Here is a 21,641-nt window from a genome sequence, read left to right on the forward strand (position 1 = left end):
GATCAGGCTCCGTCGAATATGGGTTTTGCCGCGGGCCAAACCTCGCGCGCAAACGGAGCGTATTCAAACATAGATGGCACTGCACGGATGGGCAAAAAATCGGTAATTCACCGGCATACGCCTGCGGATACTTCGCATTCACTGGAAGCCGCGGATTCAAGCAGTAACAACTGCGGCAGCGGGGCAACAAATTATCACGTTTACGATACGGCCCTGGCAGATCGCCGTATGACCGGCCTCCGATTAACGCTTAGGCGCGAATATCACCTTGACCGGCGCGCCCTGCTTGACCGTGCTGGCCCAGGGGCCATTCTTCGGTTCGAACGCGGGATGCCAGGCCCTGAGTTCCGTATCGGAAATCCATTCAAGCTGCAGTTGCTCATCAGGCGTATACGACCGGAACTGCGTCAGCGCCACGATGAACGCATTGCACTTTTCCGACACGCCGGTCTCGACCACGGATACCTGGGTCTGCTCGTCCCAGGTCAGCGACCCGCGCTGCGGGCATTTGCGGACCTCGACGTGATACTTTCCGCCAGGCGAAGGGAGATCGGCGATGATTTTGTCGGGACCGCAAGCCGTCAGCAGCATGGACGACAGCAATACCAGCGGAATGCTTTTTTTCATTGAAAAGCCTTCTGACCGTGAAGGAGGTCGATCCGTGAAAACCTGCGCATGATACCTTGCGACCTTGCGCACCGTTGAAGCCTGAAGCGTTCACACATGGACGATCGATGAACACACCTACGCAATACTGCAGCCAGAAGTTTGCCCTCAAGCCCTGGAGGCTCGCATGCCGATAGCCCTGGCCGATCTGGAGCAAGGCGTCATGGAGCTGTTGCGCGCACAGCCCGCGTTCGCTGGCTGGAAGAAAAAGGGCAAGCGTTGCCTGTGGCGAGCCTGCGGCGAATTGCAGCAAGGCGTGGAACTGATCCGCTACAAGGGCTCGTTCGAGGATGCGCAGCACGTGTCCTTGGGCGTCTACGTGTCGTTTCCGTATGAAAAGGAATGGCCGGTCTACGTGCCGGCAGAAGTCTGGAACAAGTGGCGCATGTACCGCCGCGCCTATTTGAAACCGCGAGAAGGGCTGATCCAGGACCCGACCCTGGGCAGCGGCGCGGTGTTCAAGATCAGCAGTGCGCAGGACCTGAAGGACTGGCTGTCGACCTTGGCGGCGGATGTCGAAAACCATCTGGCTCCATGGTTGCAGCGCTATCAGACTCTGGAGGAAGCGTGGTACGAGTACCGCATTCCGTCCTGGCGTCTGCAGGCGGCCGGCCTTAAACCGGAAGAAAGACCGGAGCGCTAAATCAAGGGAAAGTAAAGCCCGCCGCGCCATTCCCGAAGTTCTCCACGCTGCGCGGGGACGCAACGATAGGCTCGTTCCCGGGTCATATCGTTTTCGTCAATCTGCACATTCTGGCGACGCCACGGCCCCTTGCAGACGATATCTCCAAAAGAATATCGCACCCACGCCCGCACGGTGACATGTTTGTCAGCGACCTCACCGATCGGAAACTCAAGTGGTCTTAACGCATCCGATAATACCGGCGAAGAGACGATCAGCGGAACCGCAGGTGCCGCCGCTGCAATTCAGCAACGGTCCTGCACCCCATCAGCTTCATGGCCCGCTCGATCTCGACCCGCATCAGTTCCAGCGCCCGCTCCACGCCCGGCCGGCCGGCGGCCGCCAGCGGAAACAGGTAGTAGCGGCCCAGCCCCACGGCCTTGGCGCCTAGCGCCAGCGCCTTGAGCACATGAGTGCCACGCTGCACGCCGCCGTCCATCATCACGTCGATGCGGTCGCCAACCGCGTCGACGATTTCCGCGAGCTGGTCGAAAGCGCTGCGCGAGCCGTCCAATTGGCGGCCGCCGTGGTTGGACAGCACGATGCCGGTACAGCCGATGTCGGCCGCGCGCCTGGCGTCTTCCACCGACATCACGCCCTTCAGGCAGAATTGCCCGCCCCATTCCTGCACCATCGCGGCGACATCGTCCCAGGTCATGGCCGGGTCCAGCATGTCGGTGAAGTAGCGGCTGATGGACATGGCGCCGCCGCCCATGTCGACGTGGGTGTCCAGCTGCGGCAGCCGGAAGCGTTCGTGAGTTAGGTAATTGAGCGCCCAGGCTGGCTTGATGGCGAACTGCGCGATGCCGGCAAGATTGAGCCTGAACGGAATGGCGAAGCCGGTGCGCTTGTCGCGTTCGCGGTTGCCGCCGGTGATGCTGTCCACGGTCAGCATCATGACCTGCACGCCGGCTTCCTTGGCGCGGGCCATCATTTCGCGGTTCAGCCCGCGGTCCTTGTGGAAGTAGAACTGGTAGACCTGGGGGCCGCCGCTGATCTTGCGGGCTTCTTCCAGGCTGACGGTGCCCAGCGAGGAGACGCCGAACATGGTGCCGAACTTGCCCGCGGCGGCGGCCACGGCGCGTTCGCCGTCATGATGGAACAGCCGCTGCAAGGCGGTGGGCGAGCAATAGACCGGCAGCGCCAGCTTCTGGCCCATGACGGTCACCGACATGTCCACTTCCGCCACGCCGCGCAGCACATCGGGCAGCAGGTCGCAGGACTCAAAGGCCGCGGTGTTGCGCCGGTAGGTGGTTTCATCGTCGGCCGCGCCGTCGATGTAATTGAAGATGGGGCCCGGCAGCCGCTGGCGGGCCATGCGGCGAAAGTCGTGGAAGTTCTGGCACTGATGCAGACGCATGGGTGGACCTTTATCGACACTACACGTACAGACAGCCTGAGCCCCCGGATGGAGCGGGAGGAATTGTAGACCGATAGCCGCATTTCCAAGGACATCAAAATGGACCCAAGCGCAGATCGTGTTAAATGCGGGCTTTCGCCCTACGAACGGAAGTACTCCGCAATGCCTCACCACCTGCTCAAACCGGCCACGCTGATCGCGGCCGCCGTCCTGTCGCTGCCCGCCGCAACCGTCTCGGCGCAACAGAACCTGGAGCGCGCCACCTCCTTGGCCCAGATCCACGCCATCATGGAGTATTGCGAGGTGCTGACCCCCGAACTGCTGGAGGTCCTGAAGAAGCGGCAGCAGTCCGCCACGCGCGAGTCCGGCGTGTCGTCGCTGGTGTTCGATGCGGAGTATCTGCGCGCCTACGCCAAGGCGCGCAAGGACATGGCGGATTTCGGGGAGGAAGAAAAGGAGCTGACCTGCCAGCCCATGCGGGCCATGGCCGGCAAGGACTGAGCCCTCATTGCCATGCACCCGAAGTGGCTGCGCGGCGCCTTGAAACATGGCGCCGGCAAGCGTAGTCTGACACCGCTGATTCTTCCCCCACTGCCATAGCCGGGAGCGATTCATGGCGCAGAAAGAACGACATAAGGGCCGCTTGATAGATCACATCGGGCTGGTGGTGCGCGACCTGCCCGCGAGCAAGGCGTTCTACACGGCGGTCTTCAATGCGTTGAAGATTCCCATCGGCGGTTCCGACGGCCCGGACTTCTGGACGGACGAGCTGTTCATTTCCTCGCGCGGCAGCGCCGAGGTGCAGGGCGAACTGACCGGCCGCATCCATCTGGCGTTCCAGGCGGAAGACCGGGCCATGGTAGATGCCTTCTACCAGGCGGCGTTGGCGCATGGCGGCCGGGATAACGGTCCGCCGGGCGAGCGCGCAAACTACCATGCCGGCTACTACGCCGCGTTCGTGCTGGACCCGGACGGCAACAATATCGAAGCCGTCACGCGCGCGGGCGCCCAACGCAGCGCGGCCTCGGTGCGGATCACCTACTGAACGCGCCGCCAGCGCCCGGGGCTGGACGTCAGGCCGCGCCCCGCGGCGCCTGGATCATCTTCCAGCCATTGCCCGCCGGATCGCGAAAGCCCGCGTCCACGCTGCCGTAGCGTTCGATGGGTTCCTGCGTGAACTCGACGCCCAACGCCTGCAGCCGGGCATAGTCTGCGCGGCAGTCGGCCACATGCAGGACCAGAGGCGGCATCGCGCCTTTGGCGACCATGGCACGCAGCGTCTGCGCCGTGGCCTCGTCGTGGATGGGCGGGCCGGGCGAAAACAGGCCGAGCTGAAACGAGGGCTGGTCCGGATGCTGGACCGTCAGCCACCGGTACGGCCCGTTGCGCACGTCCGTATGGACGCGGAATCCGAGCTTGTCCACGTAGAACGCCAGCGCCGCGTCCTGATCGTCCACGTATATACCCGCCACGTTGATGCCTGAGTTCATGAGACCTCCTTGGTTGATGGCGGAAATTTACCGTCGGTCTCGCGGCGGCGCTTCTCCAAAACAGCGATGTTGAGGTCGGGGCGCTGCGCGGCCTTCGCTACGCAGCCGGGCATGCTGTCCAGTGGCGGCGTCCCCGCCCGCGCCTGTACCCGCATGGCGCTGGGGCTGAGCCCGGTGACGTCGCGGAAAATGCGGCTATAGGTGCCGAGGCTTTCCCACCCGGTCGCATAGGCGATTTCAGTGACGCTCTGCTCGGTGTCCCGCAGCATGGCCACGCTTTGTTCGATACGCCGCGTCAACAGGTAGCGGTGCGGCGGCAGGCCGAAGGCGCGCTTGAAGGAGTGCGCGAAATGGGCCTTGGAGATGCCGCTGACCTCGGCCAGGCGCTCCACCGACCAGGCTTCGTGCGAGGCCGCGTCCATGCGGTCCTTGACGCGCAGCAGGCGGCGCAGCAAGCCCGGATCCTGCTGCGGGCCTGCGCCTGGCGCGGCTTGCGCCAGCAGCGTTCCCAGCTTCAGCAAGGCGTCTTCCTGCACCGTGCTATAGCCCACCACCACACCCGCCGCCAGCTCCACCTTGCGGCAGAAGTCCGCCACCGGCTGCATGCCCACGCCCGCGGCCCGCGCCGCCGCCACGGCCTGCGCCACATCCCAGCCCGGGGGCAGCCACCACAGCAGATGAAAGCCGGCGTGTTCGCCACCGACGCGCAATGCATCGCTGCCGACGGCCTGGCGCAAGGCGCGCAGCACGGCGTCGCGCCGGCGCGCGTACACGCCGCGCGCCTTGCGCACGTGGCGCGCGAGACTGCCGTCCTGCAGGAACGCGGCCAGCGTCATTTGCTCGATGATGCTGGGCGAGCGCCCCGCGCGGCGACGCGCCTGCACGAAAGCGGGCGCCAATTCCTTGGGCACCACCGCATAGCCGATGCGCAGCGCGTTGAACAAGGTCTTGTTGAAGCTGCCGCAATGGATGACGCGATCGGCCGTATCCAGGCTTTTCAGGGCGGCCAGCGGCGCGCCGTCGTAGCTGAATTCGCTGTCGTAGTCGTCCTCGACGATCCAGCAGCCGGCCTGCGCGGCCCAGTCCAGCAGCTCCAGGCGGCGGGACACGGGCATGGTGGCGCCGGTAGGCGCCTGGTGGGCGGGCGTGACGTGCACGAGCTTTACGCCGCGCTGGCGCCGCGCCTGCGCAACCGGAAAGCCGCCGGCATCGATGGCCAAGGGAACGATGTGCCGCGTGTACTGGCCGAAGATCGGTTCGGCATTCAGGTAGCCCGGATCCTCGATCAGCACCTTGTCCTGCGGCTGCAGCAGGAGATGGCCGCAGAGGTCCAGGCCGTCGCGGATGCCGCCCAGGACGATGACCTGCTCCGGATCGCAGCTGATGCCGCGCGCCGCGCCCAGATAGCGGGCGATCTGCTCGCGCAAGGGGCGCCAGCCTTGCGGTTCATCGTTGGCAAGCTGGGCCGGCGTGACGCGCCGCGCGCTGGCCATCAGCCCCTTGCGCCAGCGTTCCATGGGGAAGAGCGCGGCGTCGGCGCTGCGGGAGTAGAACTGGGAGTTGGGCTGCAACGGCGCGTAGATCGCGGCCATATGCGGCGCGGCCCCAGGCGGGCTGACAGCGGGCGCGGGCTGCGGCTCGCCTGCTTGCGTTGCCGGCCGCGGCTCCGGGGCCTTGGACGTTGCGGCACTCTCGCCCGGCAACCCCGCCCGGAAAAAGTTGTCCGGAATCACCGCCGCCACGTATGTGCCCGAACCCACCGTGCCCGCGGTATAGCCTTCGCTGCGCAATTGGTCGTAGGCAGCCTCGACCGTGGAGCGCGCAATGTGCCAGCGCGCGGCCAGGCTGCGCGTGGACGGCAGGCGCGCGCCGGACGGCAGCGCGCCCTTCAATATGCGTTCGCGGATCTCGCGGTAGACCCAGGCCTGCTTGGACTCCCCTGGCCGCGCGGCGTCCATCGGCAGGTCCAGGCTGGCTTCCTGGCGTTTCGCTCCTGGCTGCCCTGCGGAAAGTGGCTTGTTCATATTGAGAGAAATGGCTCTATTTCATGTAGCCATTCTATCGGTAGATTGGCTGCCTGAGCCCCATGCGGGGCAAATTTCCTGGAACCCGCCATGACCGCCACTGCGCCCTGCCACACCATCACCCTGGAGACCGGCCCCTTCTTCACGGACGGCACGACCTCGATCCTGGAGGCGGCACTGGCCCAGGGCATACCCGTACCCTTCTCCTGTCAGCGCGGGGCCTGCGGCTCATGCCGCGCCGTGGTCATGGATGGCAGCTATGAACGCATAGCGCCGCCCGCGGACGGCGGCTACCAGACGGCCAGCGACGAACTGCTGATGTGCCAGTGCCGCGCCGCCAGCGACCTGACGCTGCGCTTCCCGCATTGGCGCGCCCCCGAAGAACCCAGTCCGCCGCGCCGCGCCCGCGTCGCGTCGCGCCTGCCGCTGGCCCCCGACGTCACCCAGCTCATCGTCGAAATGCAGGGCGAGGACGACTACGGCTACCTGCCCGGCCAACATGCCCGACTGATCCTGGACGGCGGCGCCCGCCGCAACTTCTCGATTGCGAATGCGCCCGGCGCGGCGGGGCCTGCCCGACTGGAGTTCCACATCCGCCGCATGCCCGGCGGCGCCTTCACCGATGGCATCCTGCCCGGCCTCCAGCCCGGCGACATGCTGACCCTGGACGGCGCGCAAGGCAGTTGCACCTGGCCTGCGGCGATGCCTGCCGGCATCGACCACCTGGTGCTGCTGGCCACCGGCACGGGCTATGCGGGCGTGGCTCCCATCCTTATGGCAGCGCTGCAAAGCCGCGCGCTGAAGACGGTGACCTTGTACTGGGGCGGACGCACGCCGGACGATTGCTACGCCGGGCAGATGCTGGATGCCTTGCAGGGCAAGGGCGACGGGTTCCAGTGGCATGCGGTGCTGTCCCAGGCCGATCGCGCAGATGGCCAGCCCCGCCACGTGCAGGACGCAGCCATCGCCGCGGACCACGACTGGTCACGCAGCCTGGTCTACGCCTGCGGCAATCCGGCAATGGTGCTGGCGGCCCGCGACCGGCTGCTGGCGGCCGGCCTGCCCGCCGACCGCTACCGGTCCGAGGCCTTCCACCCCGCGGCGGGAGGCACGGCCGGCGCCGCGCCGCAGCGCGAGGCGCATCCCTGGGAGCGCCTCAGTCCGCGCTACACGCTCGCAGGCATCCTCGACGCGCGCCAGCGCTCCATGCAGGCGGTGGCGGAAATCGCCGCGCTGATGCGCCCCGGCATGACCACGCGCGAGGCCATCGCCGTGGCGGACGAGCACTTGCGCCGGATGGGCGCGTCCAACAACTGGCACCCGACCTATGTGCGCTTCGGCCCGGATACGCAGTCCCCGCCCATCCAGCGCACCGACTATGACCGCAAGCTGCAGGAACATGACATCTTCGTGCTGGACATCGGCCCGGTGTGGGACGGCCACGAGGGCGACTATGGCGACACCTTCGTGCTGGGCGCCGATGCAGACCGCCTGCGCTGCGCCGAAGCCGCGCGCGAGGTCTTCCGGCGCGCCCGCCTGGCGTGGCTGGAAGGCCTGACGGGCGCCGCCCTGTACGACCACGCCTCGGAATATGCGCGCGAGCTGGGCTGCGAACTGGTGCGCGAGATTCCCGGGCACCGGGTATCGGATTTTCCGCATGCGCTGTACGGCAAACATCTGCTGGCGCAGGCGGACTTCGTACCCGCCGACGGCATCTGGGTACTGGAGATCCAGGTGCGGGATGCACAGCGGCCGATGGGCGCGTTCTACGAGGACGTGTTGCTGCGCTAGCGCGGCGGGCGCGAAGCCCGCGCCTTACCCCCGCTGGCTCAATGCCCGGCTGATCCGGTGCTTCGACACGGTGGTCTTCGGCACATGGAACGGGAACCAGCTGCGCACGTCCTCGTCCAGCCCGATGCCGTGCATGTAGTTGTAGATGGCCTTCTTCAGCGCACGGCCGAGCGCATCGTGATCCACGCCGGTAGGGTCATGGAAGCCGACGTCGTTCTTGGCGAAGGTGATCGGCGGCAGGGGCTTGAGGGTAACGCCGTATTCCTCGGGGTTCTGTCCCACCGGTGAATGCACCGTACAGGCAAACCGGTGGAAAAAGCCGCTCTGGATGCAGCCGTTGTCGAACAGTTGCCGCACGTACTCCAGCGCGTCCACGGTGTCCTGTACGGTCTGCGTGGGAAAGCCGTACATCAGGTAGGCATGCACCAGGATGCCGGCGTCCGTGAAGGCGCGCGTGACCCGTGCCACCTGGTCGACCGAGACGCCCTTCTTCATCAGGTTCAGCAGGCGGTCCGAGGCGACCTCAAGGCCGCCCGACACCGCAATGCAGCCGCTGTCGGCCAGCAGTTCGCAAAGCTCGGGGCTGAAGGTCTTTTCGAAACGGATGTTGCCCCACCACGAAATACCGGTATCGCGCGCGATCAGTTCGGTCGCAAGCGCCTTGAGCGACTTGGGCGGCGCGGCCTCGTCGACAAAGTGGAAACCGGTCTGCCCGGTTTCGCGCACGATGGCCTCGATGCGGTCGGCCAGCACCGCGGCGGACGCGCCTTCGTAGCGGCCGATGTAGTCCAGGCTGACGTCGCAGAAGCTGCATTTCTTCCAATAACAGCCATGCGCCACGGTCAGCTTGTTCCAGCGCCCGTCGCTCCACAGCCGGTTCATGGGATTCAGCATGTCCAGCAGCGACAGGTAGCGGTCCAGCGGCAGCCCATCCCAGGTGGGCGTACCCACCTCGGCAAAGGCGATGTCGGGTTCGACCATGTTGACGTAGCGCACCGCGCCCGTATCCGCGTCGCGCAGGAAGGTGCGCACCAGGCGCTGGCGCGAGCGCTTGCCCTGCAGGTGCTCCAGGAGCGACAGCAAGGGGCGCTCGCCCGCGTCCAGGGTCACGTAGTCGAAATAATCGAAGACCCGCGGGTCTTTCAGTTCGCGCAGTTCGGTATTGACGAAGCCGCCGCCCAGCACGGTGACGATGCCGGGATCGTGCGCCTTGATGGTCTGGGCGATGCGGAATGCGGCATAGACCGCGCCGGGGAACGGCACGGACAGGAGCACCACGGTGGGCGTGTGGCGGGCCAGCGCTTCCGAAGTCAGGCTGCGCAGCATGTCGTCCACCAGCGTAGGCGGCGCCGCCAGCGCCTGGGCCAGCGGATCGAAGGTAGGCTGGCTGCCCGCCAGCGATTCCGCGTAGCGCACGAACTCGAAACGCGGATCCACCGCGTCCCGCAGCACATCGGCCAGGTCGTTCAGATACAGCGTCGCCAGGTGCTTGGCGCGGTCATGCAGGCCCAGGGCGCCGAAGGCCCAGCCCAGCGGATCGCCGCCGTCTTCGTCCAGATACACATCCAGCGAACTGAAGCGCGGCCCCTCGGGCAGGAAATGGCGGCCGACGATGCGGTGCGCCAACGTCGAATCGCGGCCCTGCAGGAAGGCGATCACAGGCCCGATGGTCGCCAGATAGCGCGCCTGCTGCGCCACGAAGGACTGGACCGCGGGACTGTGCTTGTTCGCCGGCAAGGCAGCAACGCGTTCCGCCACGGCGCGCAGGCCGTCGGCCGACAGCAGGCGCAGCACCAGGGCCAGCGCCAGATCTTCCTGGAACGAGGTCACCTCGCGCGACCGCAGAAAGCCGGTCAGGTAGGCGGTGGACGGATACGGAGTATTGAGCTGCGTCATCGGCGGGATGACCGACAGCACGCGTAAAGGCAGAGAGAACATGAAGCACGGCAAGATTGCCGTCAAAGCGGGGATCGGGGCCATTATAGGCAGCGCGGCGGAACCGGACCCGGCTGTCAGGGAACGACCGCCGGGTTGCGCCGGACGCAGGCGTCAAAGATCGCCGAGCACGCGGGGATCGAATTGCCAGCGGTGGCTGCCATTCACGCTGCACACCGCCGTCGTCTTCTTGTCGCGCTTCGGACCGATCTCCCGGAGCTTCAATTCGCCATTGCATACCGGGCACTGGCCGCCAATCTCGGTGTAGAAAACCTCGCCGGCGCGATTGGCCTCCAGGTTGCACATCATTAAAAACCGCGAATAACGCTTGCGTTTCAGATCACGCCCCGTCTCCAGGCTGACGAGGCTCAGGAAAATCAGGATGAACCACCACGCCGACATCCCCCAGGCATAGACGCCCAGGGCGGTGAGCGTCAAGCCTGCCGCGCCGGCTGCCAACAGCCAGACCGTCTTGACGGGCTTGCCGCGCAGCCGCAGGGGCGCAACGTGGTAACGCTGGAATGCTTCAGCCCAGCTGCCGCGAGAGGCCGCGGCAGCTGGCGCACTGGCGGCGGGCTGCGGGCTCGTCGCAGCGGGCGGCGTCTCGTCCGCCGCAAAACTGCCGGTGTCCGGTGCGAAGATGCTCTTGCTGGGCATGTTGCCCAGCACTCTTGCGCATTCGTCGCATACGCTATTTTTGCCCTTGTGGGCGGCTCCGCATCTAGAGCAATGCACGCTATCCCCTTGGAGTGGAAACTTTAATCCGGCACCATTATTACCATTATTCTTGGATTCCCGCCGCAACCCGTCCCGCCTGGCGTCACCTCATGCCCAACCGATCAGACCCATTCGCCCCGCCCCCAAAACAACGGAACGTCCGCCTCAATTCGCTGCTCTGGATCCTGGAACCCCTGGAGCGCGATGCCGGCTACCTGCGCCGCAAGATGTTTGGCTGCGACGCGGCGTACCTGGACGGCCTGCTGTACCTGGTCGCCGCCGATCGCGAGGATCCCTGGAGCGGCCTGCTCGTCTGCACCTCGCAGGAACGCCACGAGGCGCTGTTGGCGGAGTTCCCCGCCCTGCGCCCGCACCCCGTGCTGGGGAAATGGCTGTACCTGCCCCAGACCGGCGAGGACTTCGAGACGCTCGCGGCGCGAGTGGCGCAGCTTGCGCTGGCGCGTGATTCGCGGATGGGGGTGGCGCCCAGGCCGCGGTCGCGACGCCGGACCTGATCCGGGCCAGTTGCGGTCAGCAGTTCACCGCGCTTGCGGCGGCACCCGCCAGCTCCACCCGGTTCCCGCCCAGCGCCTTGGCCTGATACAGCGCCCGGTCGGCCGCGGCCAGCGCGTCGGCCAAGGGTGGAACCTTGTCCTCGAATTGCGCCAACCCGACGCTGACCGTGGCCGGTATGCCCAGACTGTCGTCCCGGCCCGACACCGTTACGGAAAAGCGTTGCGCCACGGCCGCGCCCAGCACCGTTGCGCGGCGCGCGTCGGGACCGGCCAAAAGGGCGGCGAACTCTTCGCCACCGATGCGCGCAAGCAACACGTCGTCGCCCAACACGCAACGCGCGCTGTCGGCGAAAAATTTCAACACCTGATCGCCCGTCTGATGGCCGTACCTGTCGTTGATGGCCTTGAACTGGTCCAGATCGAAGGCCAGCACCGCAACCGGCCCGCGCCCTGCTCCACCCTCGATGATGCGTGCGCCCTGCTCGAAGAACCAGCGGCGGTTGCCCAGGCGGGTCAGATAGTCCGTCTGCGACTCTCGCAACAGCTGCCCGTGGGTCTCTTCGCGGATCAGCTTGAGCAGCGTCATCGGCAGCACGATGGAATACAGCACGCCTTCGTACATGGTAAGGGTGCTGGCGGTCAGGTGTATGGCCGGCCCGTGCTCCGCCACCCACCAGGGCAGGATGAAGGCGCGCGCGGCGTAGACCAGTGCGTGGAGGGTTACCGCCGCCGTTGCAATGCGCAGCGGCGTCAACGACCTGAGCGACTGGCACCGCAGCAGTTCCCAAGCGGTCACGCCGCTGACCAACGCGATCGGGAATGCGCTGATGTACTTCCAGACGAGATCCTCCCACTGTGCGCCGGCCGCCAGCCAGATCAGCGCCATGACGACCAGCAAACCGATGGAAGCGCCCCGATGGCGCCTGCCGCTCAACGAGGCCGCGCCGTTCATGATGAGGAGATAGCCGCTGAGGACGATGAGATTGGCGACGGCCGAGCCCAACGGGCTGGGAAGCCTCGCGCGAAACAGCGCGACAGTGCAGCCCACGGCCAGCGTGGCGAAGCCCGCCGCCAGGATGCGCAATGATCCGCTGCGGCTGGGGTGGGTCCGATGCTCCCAGAACGTCAGGCCTGCACTGGCTAGCAGCGTTCCGATGATGATGAAGTAAAGGGTGAGGAGATCGACGTACATCTTCAACGCGTGGATATCGCGCCGCAGCAATCGCCGCAGCCAGCAAGGATTCTACGTGGGAAATGCGTCATGGAAACATAGCGTAACCCCTGTCACAACTTGGTTGCGCGTCATGCAACACCGGACCGCGCAGCCGTCTCTTCAAACGAAAGAATCCCGTGCAAGTGGCAAATTTGCCACTCATCTACAATCCGTGGCGGTGCCGATTGCCAACTGCAATCGGGCAGTAGCTCACAGGTAGTAATGACGCGCGCGAAGACACCCGCTTCCAAGAAGAGAAGTCCCCCAAGCAGATCCAAGGCCCGGGCCGGTTCCCGATCCAGCGGCCGCTTCCCCCGATTCCTGAAGGCCCTGCTGTTCTCGTCGCTGGCGAGTTTCGGCGCGGCGACCTATATGCTGAATCCGCAGTGGCGGATCCCGGCGCCGGTGCAGGAAGTCATCACGCGCCTGGGATGGCCGCAGCAGCGCCAGACCGCGGCGCCCGCGGCGGTGCCGACCGCAGCGCGGACAGGGGCGCCTGTTCAAACAATGTTTGCCGAATGCCGGCAGTTCTTTCCGCATTCGCGCCCGCCGGAAGTCCCGGGCGGCCAGAAGCTGCGGGAGGTGTGCTTCTCGGCCTTCGCCATCCTGCACGACGGGCAGACCAAGACGCCGGTGTTCGTGGCGGAACGCCTGAATCGCCAGATGCTGACCCAGGCCCAGGGGCAGCGCCGCACCGACAAGTTCTACGCCGAAGCGCGGCTGCCGCGCGCCGAACGGGCCGAGCTGGACGACTACCGCGGCTCCGGTTATTCGCGCGGCCACATGGCGCCGGCGGGCGACATGTCCACGCCCGAAGCCATGGCGCAGAGCTTCTCGCTGGCCAACATGGTGCCGCAGGATCAGATTCACAACGGCGGCGCCTGGAGCAGCATCGAGCAGGACACGCGCAAGTACGTGATGCGCGCCGCCGGCGACGTCTACGTCTTCACCGGTCCCGTCTATGCCGACAAGCCCAAGACCATAGGCGCGGGCGTGGCCGTGCCCACGTACATCTACAAGGTCGTGTATGACGCGACCACCGGGCGCTCGTGGGTGCATTGGCAGGCCAACGCCGCCAGCACCAAGGCCGGGCCGCCGATCAGTTACGAGGAATTCGTCAAGCGCACGGGCATCCGGGTGCTGCCGGCAGGCAGCTGATGCGCGGACTGACGAGCCCGCTCATAGTTTGGACTCGTAGAACTCGACTTCGATGCGGTCCGCGCTCAGATAGCCGCAAAGATTGGCCGGAAAGCGGGCTCGGCTGCACGCGGTGTAGGCGTTTCCGTACAGCACCGCGGTCTGCAGGAAATTGCGGCTGAGCGCCGTGCTGTCGGAGTGGATGGAGCGCGTGAGTTCGGCTTGCAGCTGCTCGCTCGCCGCGCGCATCGGCCGCAGGATTTCTGATTCGAACTTGCGGGCTACGTTTGCTTCGGCTTCGCTCGCCGGCACGCTGGAATGCTGGGGATCATAAGCGTCCAGCAGCTCGTTCGGAGCGCGGCGCGCGCAATAGAACGCCTGATAGTACGAGCCCGTCGCAGGCCGTTTGAGGCGGGCTTGGGCCAAGTAGACCAAGGAAGGCACGGGGGAACTCCAGGAGATCAAGGTGCTGGTCGTGCCCGGCTTCACCGTGCTCACGTACGCGGGCAGGCAGGCGCCCAGTGGCTCACGCCTGGACCGCAGATCCGCCAGCCTTGCGGCGGCGTAGCGGTCTCCATAGCGCAGCACGTCCTCGTAATTGCCACTGAGATGGCTGCCTATGATTACCCCTTGCACCACCCAGACGCAGTAGCCCTCGACGGTCAGCCCGTCCTGGCAATACGTCGCCAGCGCGCGCTTCATGCTGGGTCCCATCGCCTGGAACCCCAAGTCCAGGGCAGCCGAATATGCCTTGAACAAGGCTTCGCTTCTCCCGTCACCCAAGCCCAGCGGGGCGCCGAGGGTCGAAGAGGCCAGCACCGCCGCCGCCACCGAAGCAAACAATGCCATATCACTTCTCCAGTTGGGTGGCCGACAGCCGGCTGCGGTCGCGCGCGCTCAGCACCGTATCGGGATAGCGGTACGCCCAACGTCCGTCCTTGCATTGATAGACCCGCCCGCCATAGACGACGGTCGAACCTTCGCTGTAGTAGTTCAGATGCGCGGCATCCGAGGGGCGGGTGAAATACTCGCAGGCCTGGCCGGCGTAATCGAGCCCAGGATCCTTGGCGGCGGTCTTGGATGAAGGGGATGGATCCGGCGCGCCGGCGGGGGCATTGCGCGGCTTGTCGCGGCTGGCGGCGTTGTTGCCCCAGGGGTTCAGGGCGGGATCGGTGCTGTAGCGCTCCTTGATCCGGTCGCGGTTGCGCAGGTAGTCGGCTTCCTGCTGTTTCGCCCGGGCCCTGGCCGCCGCGTTCTGCGCATCTTCATATTGCTGCCGCAGCCGGTCCTGCGTCTCCTGGTTCAGCAGCGCATCATCCTGCTGGCTGGAGTCTCGCAGGTAATCGCTCAGGGCGCGTTGCGCCGCATCGATGGCGGCGTCGGCATTGCCGCGCGAGGAAGTCGAGGAACGCGACTTCCCGGTGGCCTCAATGGCCTGCCCCGGTCCCGCGAACGCCGCGTGGCCGATGCCGGCCGACACGATGGCCGCCATAAGGCGGACCGCAAGCGTGGCCATAGGAAAGCTCCCCGAGGATGATCGCGCAAACGCCGCCGCCTCCAGGGACTGGCCGTGCAGATGGCCGGCCCGCGTGCGGTGTATCCATGATAGATCGCGCCATTGCCGCGGGAATCAGCCAAAAGGAGGAATCCTCCCCTACCCCCGCCGCGCCGCCTCAATGGCCGCGATATCGATCTTGCCCATCGTCATCATCGCGTCGAACGCGCGCTTGGCTGTGGCGGGATCGGGGTCCGAGATCGCTTCGATCAGCACGCGCGGCGTGATCTGCCACGACAGGCCCCACTTGTCCCGGCACCAGCCGCATTCGCTGGCCTGGCCGCCGTTGCCGATGATGGCGTCCCAGAGGCGGTCGGTCTCGGCCTGGTCTTCGGTCGAAATCTGGAAGGAAAAGGCCTCGCTGTGCTTGAAGGCCGGGCCGCCGTTCAGGCCCACGCAGGGTATGCCCGCGACCGTGAACTCGACGGTCAGCACATCGCCCTGCTTGCCCGAAGGATAGTCCCCCGGCGCGCGCAGAATCTTTCGCACAGCGCTGTCCGGAAAAGTCCGGGCGTAGAACTGCGCGGCTTCCAGGGCATCCTGGTCGTACCAGAGGCAGACGGTATTTTTGCTGGTCATATTCATACTCCTGCCGATAGCCTTGCAAGCACGACGGCGAGCGAGACTTCGGCGCATGTGGCGAGAGGCCTGGATCGGCCTCTCGCATCCCGCCTTACGGCGTCACGATGTTGAACCAGAACGGGAAATCATCCAGCGCCCCAAACACTTCGGCCAGCTTGGCCTGATCGCCGCTGACCTTGACGTCGCCCTTGGCCATGGCGTCCTTCAGCGTGGTCTGCTTCAGCATGATGTTGTTGAGCGTCTCGCGGGTAAGCGACACGCTGGCGCTGGGATCCTTGGCCGCCTTGCCTTCGGAATGGTTCAGCACGCTGTTGGCCATTTCCAGCATGTACTTCTGCTTCGTGTCGGTGAAATCCACGTTCAGCACGACGTGCTTGCCCTCGGTCTTCTCGCGGTTCAGCCGCACCGCGAAGTAGTCGAACAGCATGTCCACCGTCATAGCGCGCACGGTGTCCGGGCTGGCGGTGTCCGGCACCGGCAGCTTCTGCACGCCTTCACGCAGTTCCTTCGCGCCGGTCAGGTAGAAGTTGCGCCACGGGCCGCTTTCGGCCTGGTAGCCCAACTGCTCCAGCGCATCGGCCTGCAGGTTGCGCGCCTCCTGGTTCTTCGGATCGGCGAACACCGCGTAGTTGACCACCTCGGCCACCCAGCGATAGTCGCCCTTGGCATAGTATTCGCGCGCCTTTTTCACCACGGCGTCCACGCCGCCCATCATGTCGACGTAGCGCTTGGCGCCCTCTTCGATGGGCAGGGTGTGCAAGGTGGCGGGGTTGCCGTTGAACCAGCCCAGGTAGAGCACGTAGGTCGCGCGGACGTTGTGGTTGACGGAGCCGTAATAGCCGCGGTTGGAGAACTTGCTGGCAATGGACTTGGGCAGCTTGACCTGTTCGGCGATCTCTTCCTTGTTGTAGCCCATGTTGGCCAGGCGCAAGGTCTCGTCGTTGATGTAGCGGTACATGTCACGCTGCAGGCTCAGCTGTTCGCGCACGTCCTTGTTGTTCCAGACCGGCCAGTGGTGCATGGCGTACATCACTTCGACATCGTCGCCCCACAGGTTCAGGGCCTCGTTCAGGTACTTCGACCAAGCCAGCGGATCGCGGATCTTGGCGCCGCGCAGGGAATAGGTGTTGTGCAGCGTGTGGGTGGAGTCCTCGGCCGTGTTGAGCGCCTTCTTTTCCCTGATGTAGTACAGCATCTCGGCAGGCGCTTCGCTGCCGGGCGCGTACAGGAATTCATAGGTCAGGCCGTCGATGGTGCGCTTTTCGCCGGTCTTTTCGATGATGTCGGTGGGCGGAATCAGCGTGACCGTGCCCGCCGAGGTCGTCGTGCCCAGGCCCGCGCCCACCTGGCCCGTCGCGCTGGGCGGCAGCAGGTTCCCGTACATGTAGCTGGCGCGGCGGCTCATGGCCGTGCCGGCCATCACGTTTTCGGCCACGGCGTGTTCCAGGAATCCCAGCGGGGCATAGATCTTGACCTTGCCCGCCTTCACCTCGGCCTCGTCGACCACGCCGCGCACGCCGCCGTAGTGGTCCACGTGGCTATGGGTGTAGATGACGGCCACGACAGGCTTCTTGGGACGGTGCTGATAGTAGAGGTCCAGCGCGGCCTTGGCCGTTTCGGTGGAGATCAGCGGATCCATGATCGTCAGGCCTTCCTTGCCTTCGACGATGGTCATGTTCGACAGGTCCTGATTGCGGACCTGGTAGATCCCGTCCATCACCTGGAACAGGCCCGAAATATTGATCAGTTGCGCCTGGCGCCACAGACTGGGATTGACGGTGTCGGGCGCATCCGAGCCTTCCTTGATGAAGCCGTACTTGTCCGAATCCCAGACCAGGTTGCCCTCGGCGCCCTTGATCATGCCGGCGGGCAGCGGCGCGATGAAGCCTTTATGGGCCAATTCGAAGGCGGTCTTGTCCGAGAACGGCAATTCCTTCAGAAGGGCCGCGTTGGCCTCCTTGGTGGAGGCCTCGGCGGGCTTGGGTCCATTAGCCGCCCATGCCGGCGCTGCAAGCGCGAACGCCAGGGCCGTCAATGCGGCTGGCGCCGAGCAACGACGGCGCCTGGACGGCAGGCGTTGCTGTGCATGGAAATCGGTCGCGCGGCGAAGCAGCTTCATGATCATTTTCTCCAGACGGGTAGAGGACAAACCACCCTGAATATGGCGGTCCGGCAAGCAACTGAGTCAGGCGAATGCAGAGGACAAGATCAAACTTGCAGGGGACGAAGCGTGAGGCCGACGCGCCGGAGGAGAAAGGAATCAGCCCGGATGAGCGATCGCATGCGACGGGGTGTTGGCTGTATCGAACAAAGCCTACACATTTTTCCTTCTAAATCAATCGTGGATTGCAATTAATCACGTTTCGCATTGCGAACGGCGGCGCCTCCATTTATCTTTGTCAGACTGAACGCGGTCGATACCCACCCCAGGCATGGCATATTGCATGGAGCTTCGATGAGCCCCCGGTCTAGCCACGCAGGCATGCGCAAGCGCAAAATCGGCCTGCTTGCGGTACTGGTCGCCCTGGCCGTGCTGAGCGTTGCCGTCGGCTTTTCCAACGCCATGTACTCGAGCTACCAGGTACAGAAGGCGCAGATCATCAAGAACGCGCTGGCCGCCAACCACGCGCGCGCCGAAAAACTGGCCGAGGTCATCGACGTCTATGTCGCCGCGTTGCACCGCCAGGCCCGGAGCGCCGCCGACCGGCTTCCGGGCTCCCTGGGCAAGCCCCAAGCGCTGCAGGATGAGTTGCAGCGCCTGGCCGGCCAGATCGATTCGCTGCACGCGGTCATGCTGGCCGACGCCGAGGGCCGTATCGTCGCCCGTTCCCCCATGGGGCAGCTCGCGGATGCCAAGGTCCTGCGTCTTGCCGACCTGGGCATAAGCGCCCAGGGCCCAGCGTCCTGGGTGACGACAATACCCGGGGCGCAAGCCGCGGTGCTTACCGTGGCCGAACCCGTGGAAGACGCGGCCGGCGCGCCCCTGGCCTACCTGGCCATCGCCATCACGCTGGACGCCGGCAGCGGCATGGACCGCATCATCGGCGACCGCGACGAAATCGCCGGCATGTCGGTGTTCCTGGTCGGCAGCAACGGCGACGTGCTGTACCGCAGGCATGCCCCTGCCGGCACGTTCGATCTGGCCAGCCTGGAGCCTGCACGGCACGGCGGCGCCGCCCTTTATCCGAAGGCGGACGGCGGCGCCGTATTGATCGGCTACGCGCCTTTGGCCAAGGGCAATTGGGCCGTGGTGGCTCAACGTTCGCTGGATCAGGTGCTGTCGCCGCTGCGCGAATTGCTCGGGGATGCCCTGCGCTCGGCCATCCCGGCCATCGTGCTCACGCTGTTGCTGGTATGCGGCCTGGCCTATGCCATCGCCTCGCCGCTGTCGCGTCTGACGCGCGCCATGAGCGCGGGCAAATCGCCTGGCGTGGACCTCGGGCGGCTCAACGCATGGTATGCCGAGGCCGACACCTTGCGCGACGCGGTGGAGCTGACGCTAAACCAGCATCAGGACGAGGTGGGTCGCCTGAATACCCAGGCGCTGACGGATCCCATGACCGGGCTATTGAACCGCCGCGCCATGACCGACGTGCTGGACGCCTACGCGGCCGATGGCGCATCCGTGGCCGTCATCGCCATGGATCTGGACCACTTCAAGCGCATCAATGACAGCTTCGGCCACATGACGGGCGACAAAGTGCTGATCGCACTGGCCGAGGTAATCCGCGCCGGCCTGCGCGACCAGGATCGCGCCTTCAGGGTGGGCGGAGAAGAGTTCATCGCCCTGTTGCCTACCGGCTCGGCCGAAAAGGCGTGCGAGATCGCCGAGCGCCTGCGCACCGCCGTAGCCCGACGCCTTATGCCGGACAGCGTGGGCCGTGTAACCGTGTCGATCGGCGTCGCGCTCTGGCCGCAGGACGGGGAATCCGCCGCCGACGTCATACGGCGGGCGGACGAAGCGCTCTACGAATCCAAGCAGCTAGGCCGCAACCGCGTGACGCTATGGCGCGACCGCGCCGCCACCGAACAGTCCCCTCCGAACAAGCGCAATTGAACACACGGTGACCAAATGAACTATTCCCTCTTGCTGGCGGGTTTGGCTGTCCTGTTCTTCGCGCTGCTGCTGCTTGCCATGAGAATCGGAAGACGGCTCGGACATGGCGCGGACGACAAAAGCGGCGCGGGGACCGCCGCCATCGAGGCATCCGTGTTCGCGCTGCTGGGCCTGTTGGTGGCCTTCACGTTTTCGGGCGCGGCCCAGCGCATGGCCGAGCGCCGCGACCTGCTGGTCCAGGAGGTCAATGCCATCGGGACGGCGTGGCTGCGCATCGACATGCTCGATGCCGCCGACCAGCCCAAGCTGCGCGAGCAGTTCCGCCGCTATGTCGACAGCCGTATCGAGTATTACAGCCACGTCGCCGCGCTGGATCAACGCGAAGCGATTGCGGCCCGCGTGGGGGCCCTGCAGAAAGAAATCTGGACCACCTCCATGAGCGCGGCGCGCCATGCCGTGCCGCCCTTTGCCGCGTCGTATGTGGGCGCAGTCAACGACATGTTCGACGTGTCCACCGCGCAGACCGTGGCGCAGAAGGTTCACCCGCCCGTTGCGACCTATGCCTTTCTGGTCTTTCTGGCCCTGGTCTGCGCCTGCCTCATCGGATCGAAACTGGCCTTGTCCCAACGCGACAGCCTGCTGCATCAACTGGTCTATGCCGTGGTCATGACCGCTGCGATATACATCATCGTGGACTTCGAGTTTCCACGCATAGGCACGATTCGGATCGACCAGAGCGATGCGCTGCTGGCCGCCCAGCGGCAGGCCATGGTTGACCCGCCTGCCGCGGCCAAGTAGATTCGCTGACGCCGCAAGGCCGGCTGCTGTTGGACACGCATTCATTCCGGAGATGACATGCCCCCGCCCGTGATGATGGTGATACGGCGTTCAGGCTGGTTGCTCGCGCTGCTTGGCAGCGCAAGCTTTGCTCCTGCCATGGCCCAGGGCCTGCGGCTAAGCCAGGACGACCTGCAAAAGCGCGCCAACGGGGTGCTCGCGATCATGTCGTTCTCCATCGTGCCCGACATCACGACCAGTTCCCTGAACATAGGCGGAGGCAGCGGATCGGTCTCGGGGTCCAGCGAATTCGCCATGACGCAGCTGGGCGGCGGCGACACCATCTCCAAATCGGTCCCCATCTACCTGGAAGGCGTGCTGGCCGCCAGCCGCTACGATCCGACCTTCGTCGCCACGCAGGGCGCCGAATCCCGCAGCATCCCCACCAAGTGGAACAGCTTTTCGGCCACCGGCGGCATAGGCTGGGACTTCAAGCTGACCGACGAACTGAAGCTGCGGCCCATCTTCAATTTTGCGCTGGGCAACGTCACCAGCGACCTGCGCGCCGCCAGCTGGTATGTGGGCCGCCAGACCGGCAAGGACATCAGCTTCCTGGACAAGGGTTCGCTCAACGCCTATGGCCTGGGCGGCTCGCTGATGCTGGACTATGAGCATTACCGCCCCGGTTACGAGGTCGACGTGGAGCTGCGCTATTCCGACATGCGCCTGCAGAGCTTCAACAGTTCTGCCGCCGTCGAGGGCCACGCCACGGCGCAATCGGCCAATCTGTGGGCGCGCTACCGTGCGCCAACGGGATTCGTCATGCTGCAACGGCCGCTGCGCTACGTGCTGGAGCTGACGCACTCTGAGTTCCTGGGCGACCAGCGCGGCATCCTGGGATTCGACCGGCTGACCTCCGTGGGCGCCGGCCTGGAGCTGGATTCCAGCGCCTATGACGTGATCATCACCCGCACCCGGCTGGTGGGCCGCTATGTGTTCGGCACCAATGTGTCGGGCTTCTCCGTCGGGCTGGCAGTGAGCTTCTGAACCGGCCGCCGGCGGAATTGCGCCGGATTTGTTACTCCCCCCTCTCCGCCCGGCGATGCCAGACTGTTTCCAGGCCGCCGAGCAGCCAGTCTG

20 protein-coding genes are annotated in these 21,641 nt (G+C 65.5%); 9 read left to right on the forward strand and 11 right to left on the reverse strand.

Annotation, left to right across the window (positions count from 1 at the left end):
* Positions 1 to 243 precede the first annotated feature (243 nt).
* On the reverse strand, positions 244 to 627 hold the full coding sequence (locus tag IB257_RS06290; protein ID WP_054456281.1) for a hypothetical protein: 384 nt from the start codon (positions 625 to 627) through the stop codon (positions 244 to 246).
* A gap of 166 nt (positions 628 to 793) precedes the next feature.
* Between IB257_RS06290 and IB257_RS06295 the strand changes: the two genes are divergently transcribed.
* On the forward strand, positions 794 to 1,309 hold the full coding sequence (locus IB257_RS06295; protein ID WP_225588751.1) for a hypothetical protein: 516 nt from the start codon (positions 794 to 796) through the stop codon (positions 1,307 to 1,309).
* Positions 1,310 to 1,562: 253 nt separating this feature from the next.
* Here the strand turns inward: IB257_RS06295 and IB257_RS06300 are convergent, their stop codons facing one another.
* Entirely contained in the window at positions 1,563 to 2,708 is a 1,146-nt protein-coding gene (locus IB257_RS06300) for an alpha-hydroxy acid oxidase (RefSeq protein WP_054456279.1), read from the reverse strand.
* A gap of 162 nt (positions 2,709 to 2,870) precedes the next feature.
* Here IB257_RS06300 and IB257_RS06305 point away from each other — a divergent pair, with 162 nt between their 5' ends.
* Positions 2,871 to 3,209: a hypothetical protein gene (locus IB257_RS06305; RefSeq protein ID WP_125472354.1), complete on the forward strand. Its 339-nt coding sequence runs from the start codon at positions 2,871 to 2,873 to the stop codon at positions 3,207 to 3,209.
* A gap of 112 nt (positions 3,210 to 3,321) precedes the next feature.
* Complete coding sequence (locus IB257_RS06310) at positions 3,322 to 3,753, forward strand: VOC family protein (RefSeq protein WP_054456277.1); 432 nt, start codon at positions 3,322 to 3,324, stop codon at positions 3,751 to 3,753.
* Positions 3,754 to 3,781: 28 nt separating this feature from the next.
* Here the strand turns inward: IB257_RS06310 and IB257_RS06315 are convergent, their stop codons facing one another.
* Together IB257_RS06315 and IB257_RS06320 are read right to left on the reverse strand one after the other, a co-directional pair.
* Complete coding sequence (locus tag IB257_RS06315) at positions 3,782 to 4,198, reverse strand: VOC family protein (protein WP_175181367.1); 417 nt, start codon at positions 4,196 to 4,198, stop codon at positions 3,782 to 3,784.
* A complete protein-coding gene (locus IB257_RS06320; RefSeq protein ID WP_192492051.1) occupies positions 4,195 to 6,222 on the reverse strand; it encodes an aminotransferase class I/II-fold pyridoxal phosphate-dependent enzyme in 2,028 nt (675 codons plus the stop codon). The genes IB257_RS06315 and IB257_RS06320 overlap by 4 nt, the downstream gene beginning before the upstream one ends.
* Before the next feature lie 90 nt (positions 6,223 to 6,312).
* Here IB257_RS06320 and IB257_RS06325 point away from each other — a divergent pair, with 90 nt between their 5' ends.
* Positions 6,313 to 8,013: an NAD(P)H dependent flavin oxidoreductase family protein gene (locus tag IB257_RS06325; RefSeq protein ID WP_192492052.1), complete on the forward strand. Its 1,701-nt coding sequence runs from the start codon at positions 6,313 to 6,315 to the stop codon at positions 8,011 to 8,013.
* A gap of 24 nt (positions 8,014 to 8,037) precedes the next feature.
* On the opposite strand, the gene IB257_RS06330 is transcribed toward IB257_RS06325, so the two are convergent.
* Together IB257_RS06330 and IB257_RS06335 are read right to left on the reverse strand one after the other, a co-directional pair.
* Complete coding sequence (locus tag IB257_RS06330; RefSeq protein WP_192492053.1) at positions 8,038 to 9,951, reverse strand: radical SAM protein; 1,914 nt, start codon at positions 9,949 to 9,951, stop codon at positions 8,038 to 8,040.
* Between the two features lie 111 nt (positions 9,952 to 10,062).
* Entirely contained in the window at positions 10,063 to 10,605 is a 543-nt protein-coding gene (locus IB257_RS06335; protein WP_192492054.1) for a hypothetical protein, read from the reverse strand.
* Between the two features lie 170 nt (positions 10,606 to 10,775).
* Here IB257_RS06335 and IB257_RS06340 point away from each other — a divergent pair, with 170 nt between their 5' ends.
* Positions 10,776 to 11,180, forward strand: coding sequence for a hypothetical protein (locus IB257_RS06340; RefSeq protein ID WP_192492055.1), 405 nt, complete (start codon positions 10,776 to 10,778; stop codon positions 11,178 to 11,180).
* Between the two features lie 16 nt (positions 11,181 to 11,196).
* On the opposite strand, the gene IB257_RS06345 is transcribed toward IB257_RS06340, so the two are convergent.
* A complete protein-coding gene (locus IB257_RS06345; protein WP_054456489.1) occupies positions 11,197 to 12,372 on the reverse strand; it encodes a diguanylate cyclase in 1,176 nt (391 codons plus the stop codon).
* 243 nt (positions 12,373 to 12,615) lie between these two features.
* Here IB257_RS06345 and IB257_RS06350 point away from each other — a divergent pair, with 243 nt between their 5' ends.
* Positions 12,616 to 13,551, forward strand: coding sequence for a DNA/RNA non-specific endonuclease (locus tag IB257_RS06350; RefSeq protein WP_082401132.1), 936 nt, complete (start codon positions 12,616 to 12,618; stop codon positions 13,549 to 13,551).
* 21 nt (positions 13,552 to 13,572) lie between these two features.
* Here IB257_RS06350 and IB257_RS06355 read toward each other — a convergent pair whose 3' ends face one another.
* From IB257_RS06355 to IB257_RS06370, 4 genes are all read right to left on the reverse strand, one after another.
* The gene (locus IB257_RS06355; RefSeq protein ID WP_054456270.1) at positions 13,573 to 14,379 is read right to left on the reverse strand and encodes a hypothetical protein; all 807 of its coding nucleotides are present in this window, start codon (positions 14,377 to 14,379) and stop codon (positions 13,573 to 13,575) included.
* Between the two features lies 1 nt (position 14,380).
* Positions 14,381 to 15,046 carry a hypothetical protein gene (locus IB257_RS06360; RefSeq protein ID WP_125472362.1) on the reverse strand — a complete coding sequence of 222 codons (666 nt, stop codon included), beginning with the start codon at positions 15,044 to 15,046 and terminating at the stop codon, positions 14,381 to 14,383.
* Positions 15,047 to 15,184: 138 nt separating this feature from the next.
* On the reverse strand, positions 15,185 to 15,664 hold the full coding sequence (locus IB257_RS06365) for a VOC family protein (RefSeq protein WP_054456268.1): 480 nt from the start codon (positions 15,662 to 15,664) through the stop codon (positions 15,185 to 15,187).
* A 94-nt stretch (positions 15,665 to 15,758) separates the two neighbouring features.
* The gene (locus IB257_RS06370; protein ID WP_225588752.1) at positions 15,759 to 17,786 is read right to left on the reverse strand and encodes an alkyl/aryl-sulfatase; all 2,028 of its coding nucleotides are present in this window, start codon (positions 17,784 to 17,786) and stop codon (positions 15,759 to 15,761) included.
* Between the two features lie 363 nt (positions 17,787 to 18,149).
* On the opposite strand from IB257_RS06370, the gene IB257_RS06375 reads away from it, so the two are divergent.
* From IB257_RS06375 to IB257_RS06385, 3 genes are read left to right on the forward strand one after another with little or no spacing between them, the layout of a single operon-like run.
* The gene (locus IB257_RS06375; protein ID WP_175213654.1) at positions 18,150 to 19,724 is read left to right on the forward strand and encodes a diguanylate cyclase; all 1,575 of its coding nucleotides are present in this window, start codon (positions 18,150 to 18,152) and stop codon (positions 19,722 to 19,724) included.
* 15 nt (positions 19,725 to 19,739) lie between these two features.
* Complete coding sequence (locus tag IB257_RS06380; RefSeq protein ID WP_054456266.1) at positions 19,740 to 20,522, forward strand: hypothetical protein; 783 nt, start codon at positions 19,740 to 19,742, stop codon at positions 20,520 to 20,522.
* Between the two features lie 57 nt (positions 20,523 to 20,579).
* Entirely contained in the window at positions 20,580 to 21,548 is a 969-nt protein-coding gene (locus tag IB257_RS06385) for a hypothetical protein (RefSeq protein ID WP_175181374.1), read from the forward strand.
* Positions 21,549 to 21,641: the final 93 nt, after the last annotated feature.

Source organism: Achromobacter sp. ACM03, from assembly GCF_014851665.1.
GTDB classification, from domain to species: Bacteria; Pseudomonadota; Gammaproteobacteria; order Burkholderiales; family Burkholderiaceae_B; genus Achromobacter; species Achromobacter aegrifaciens.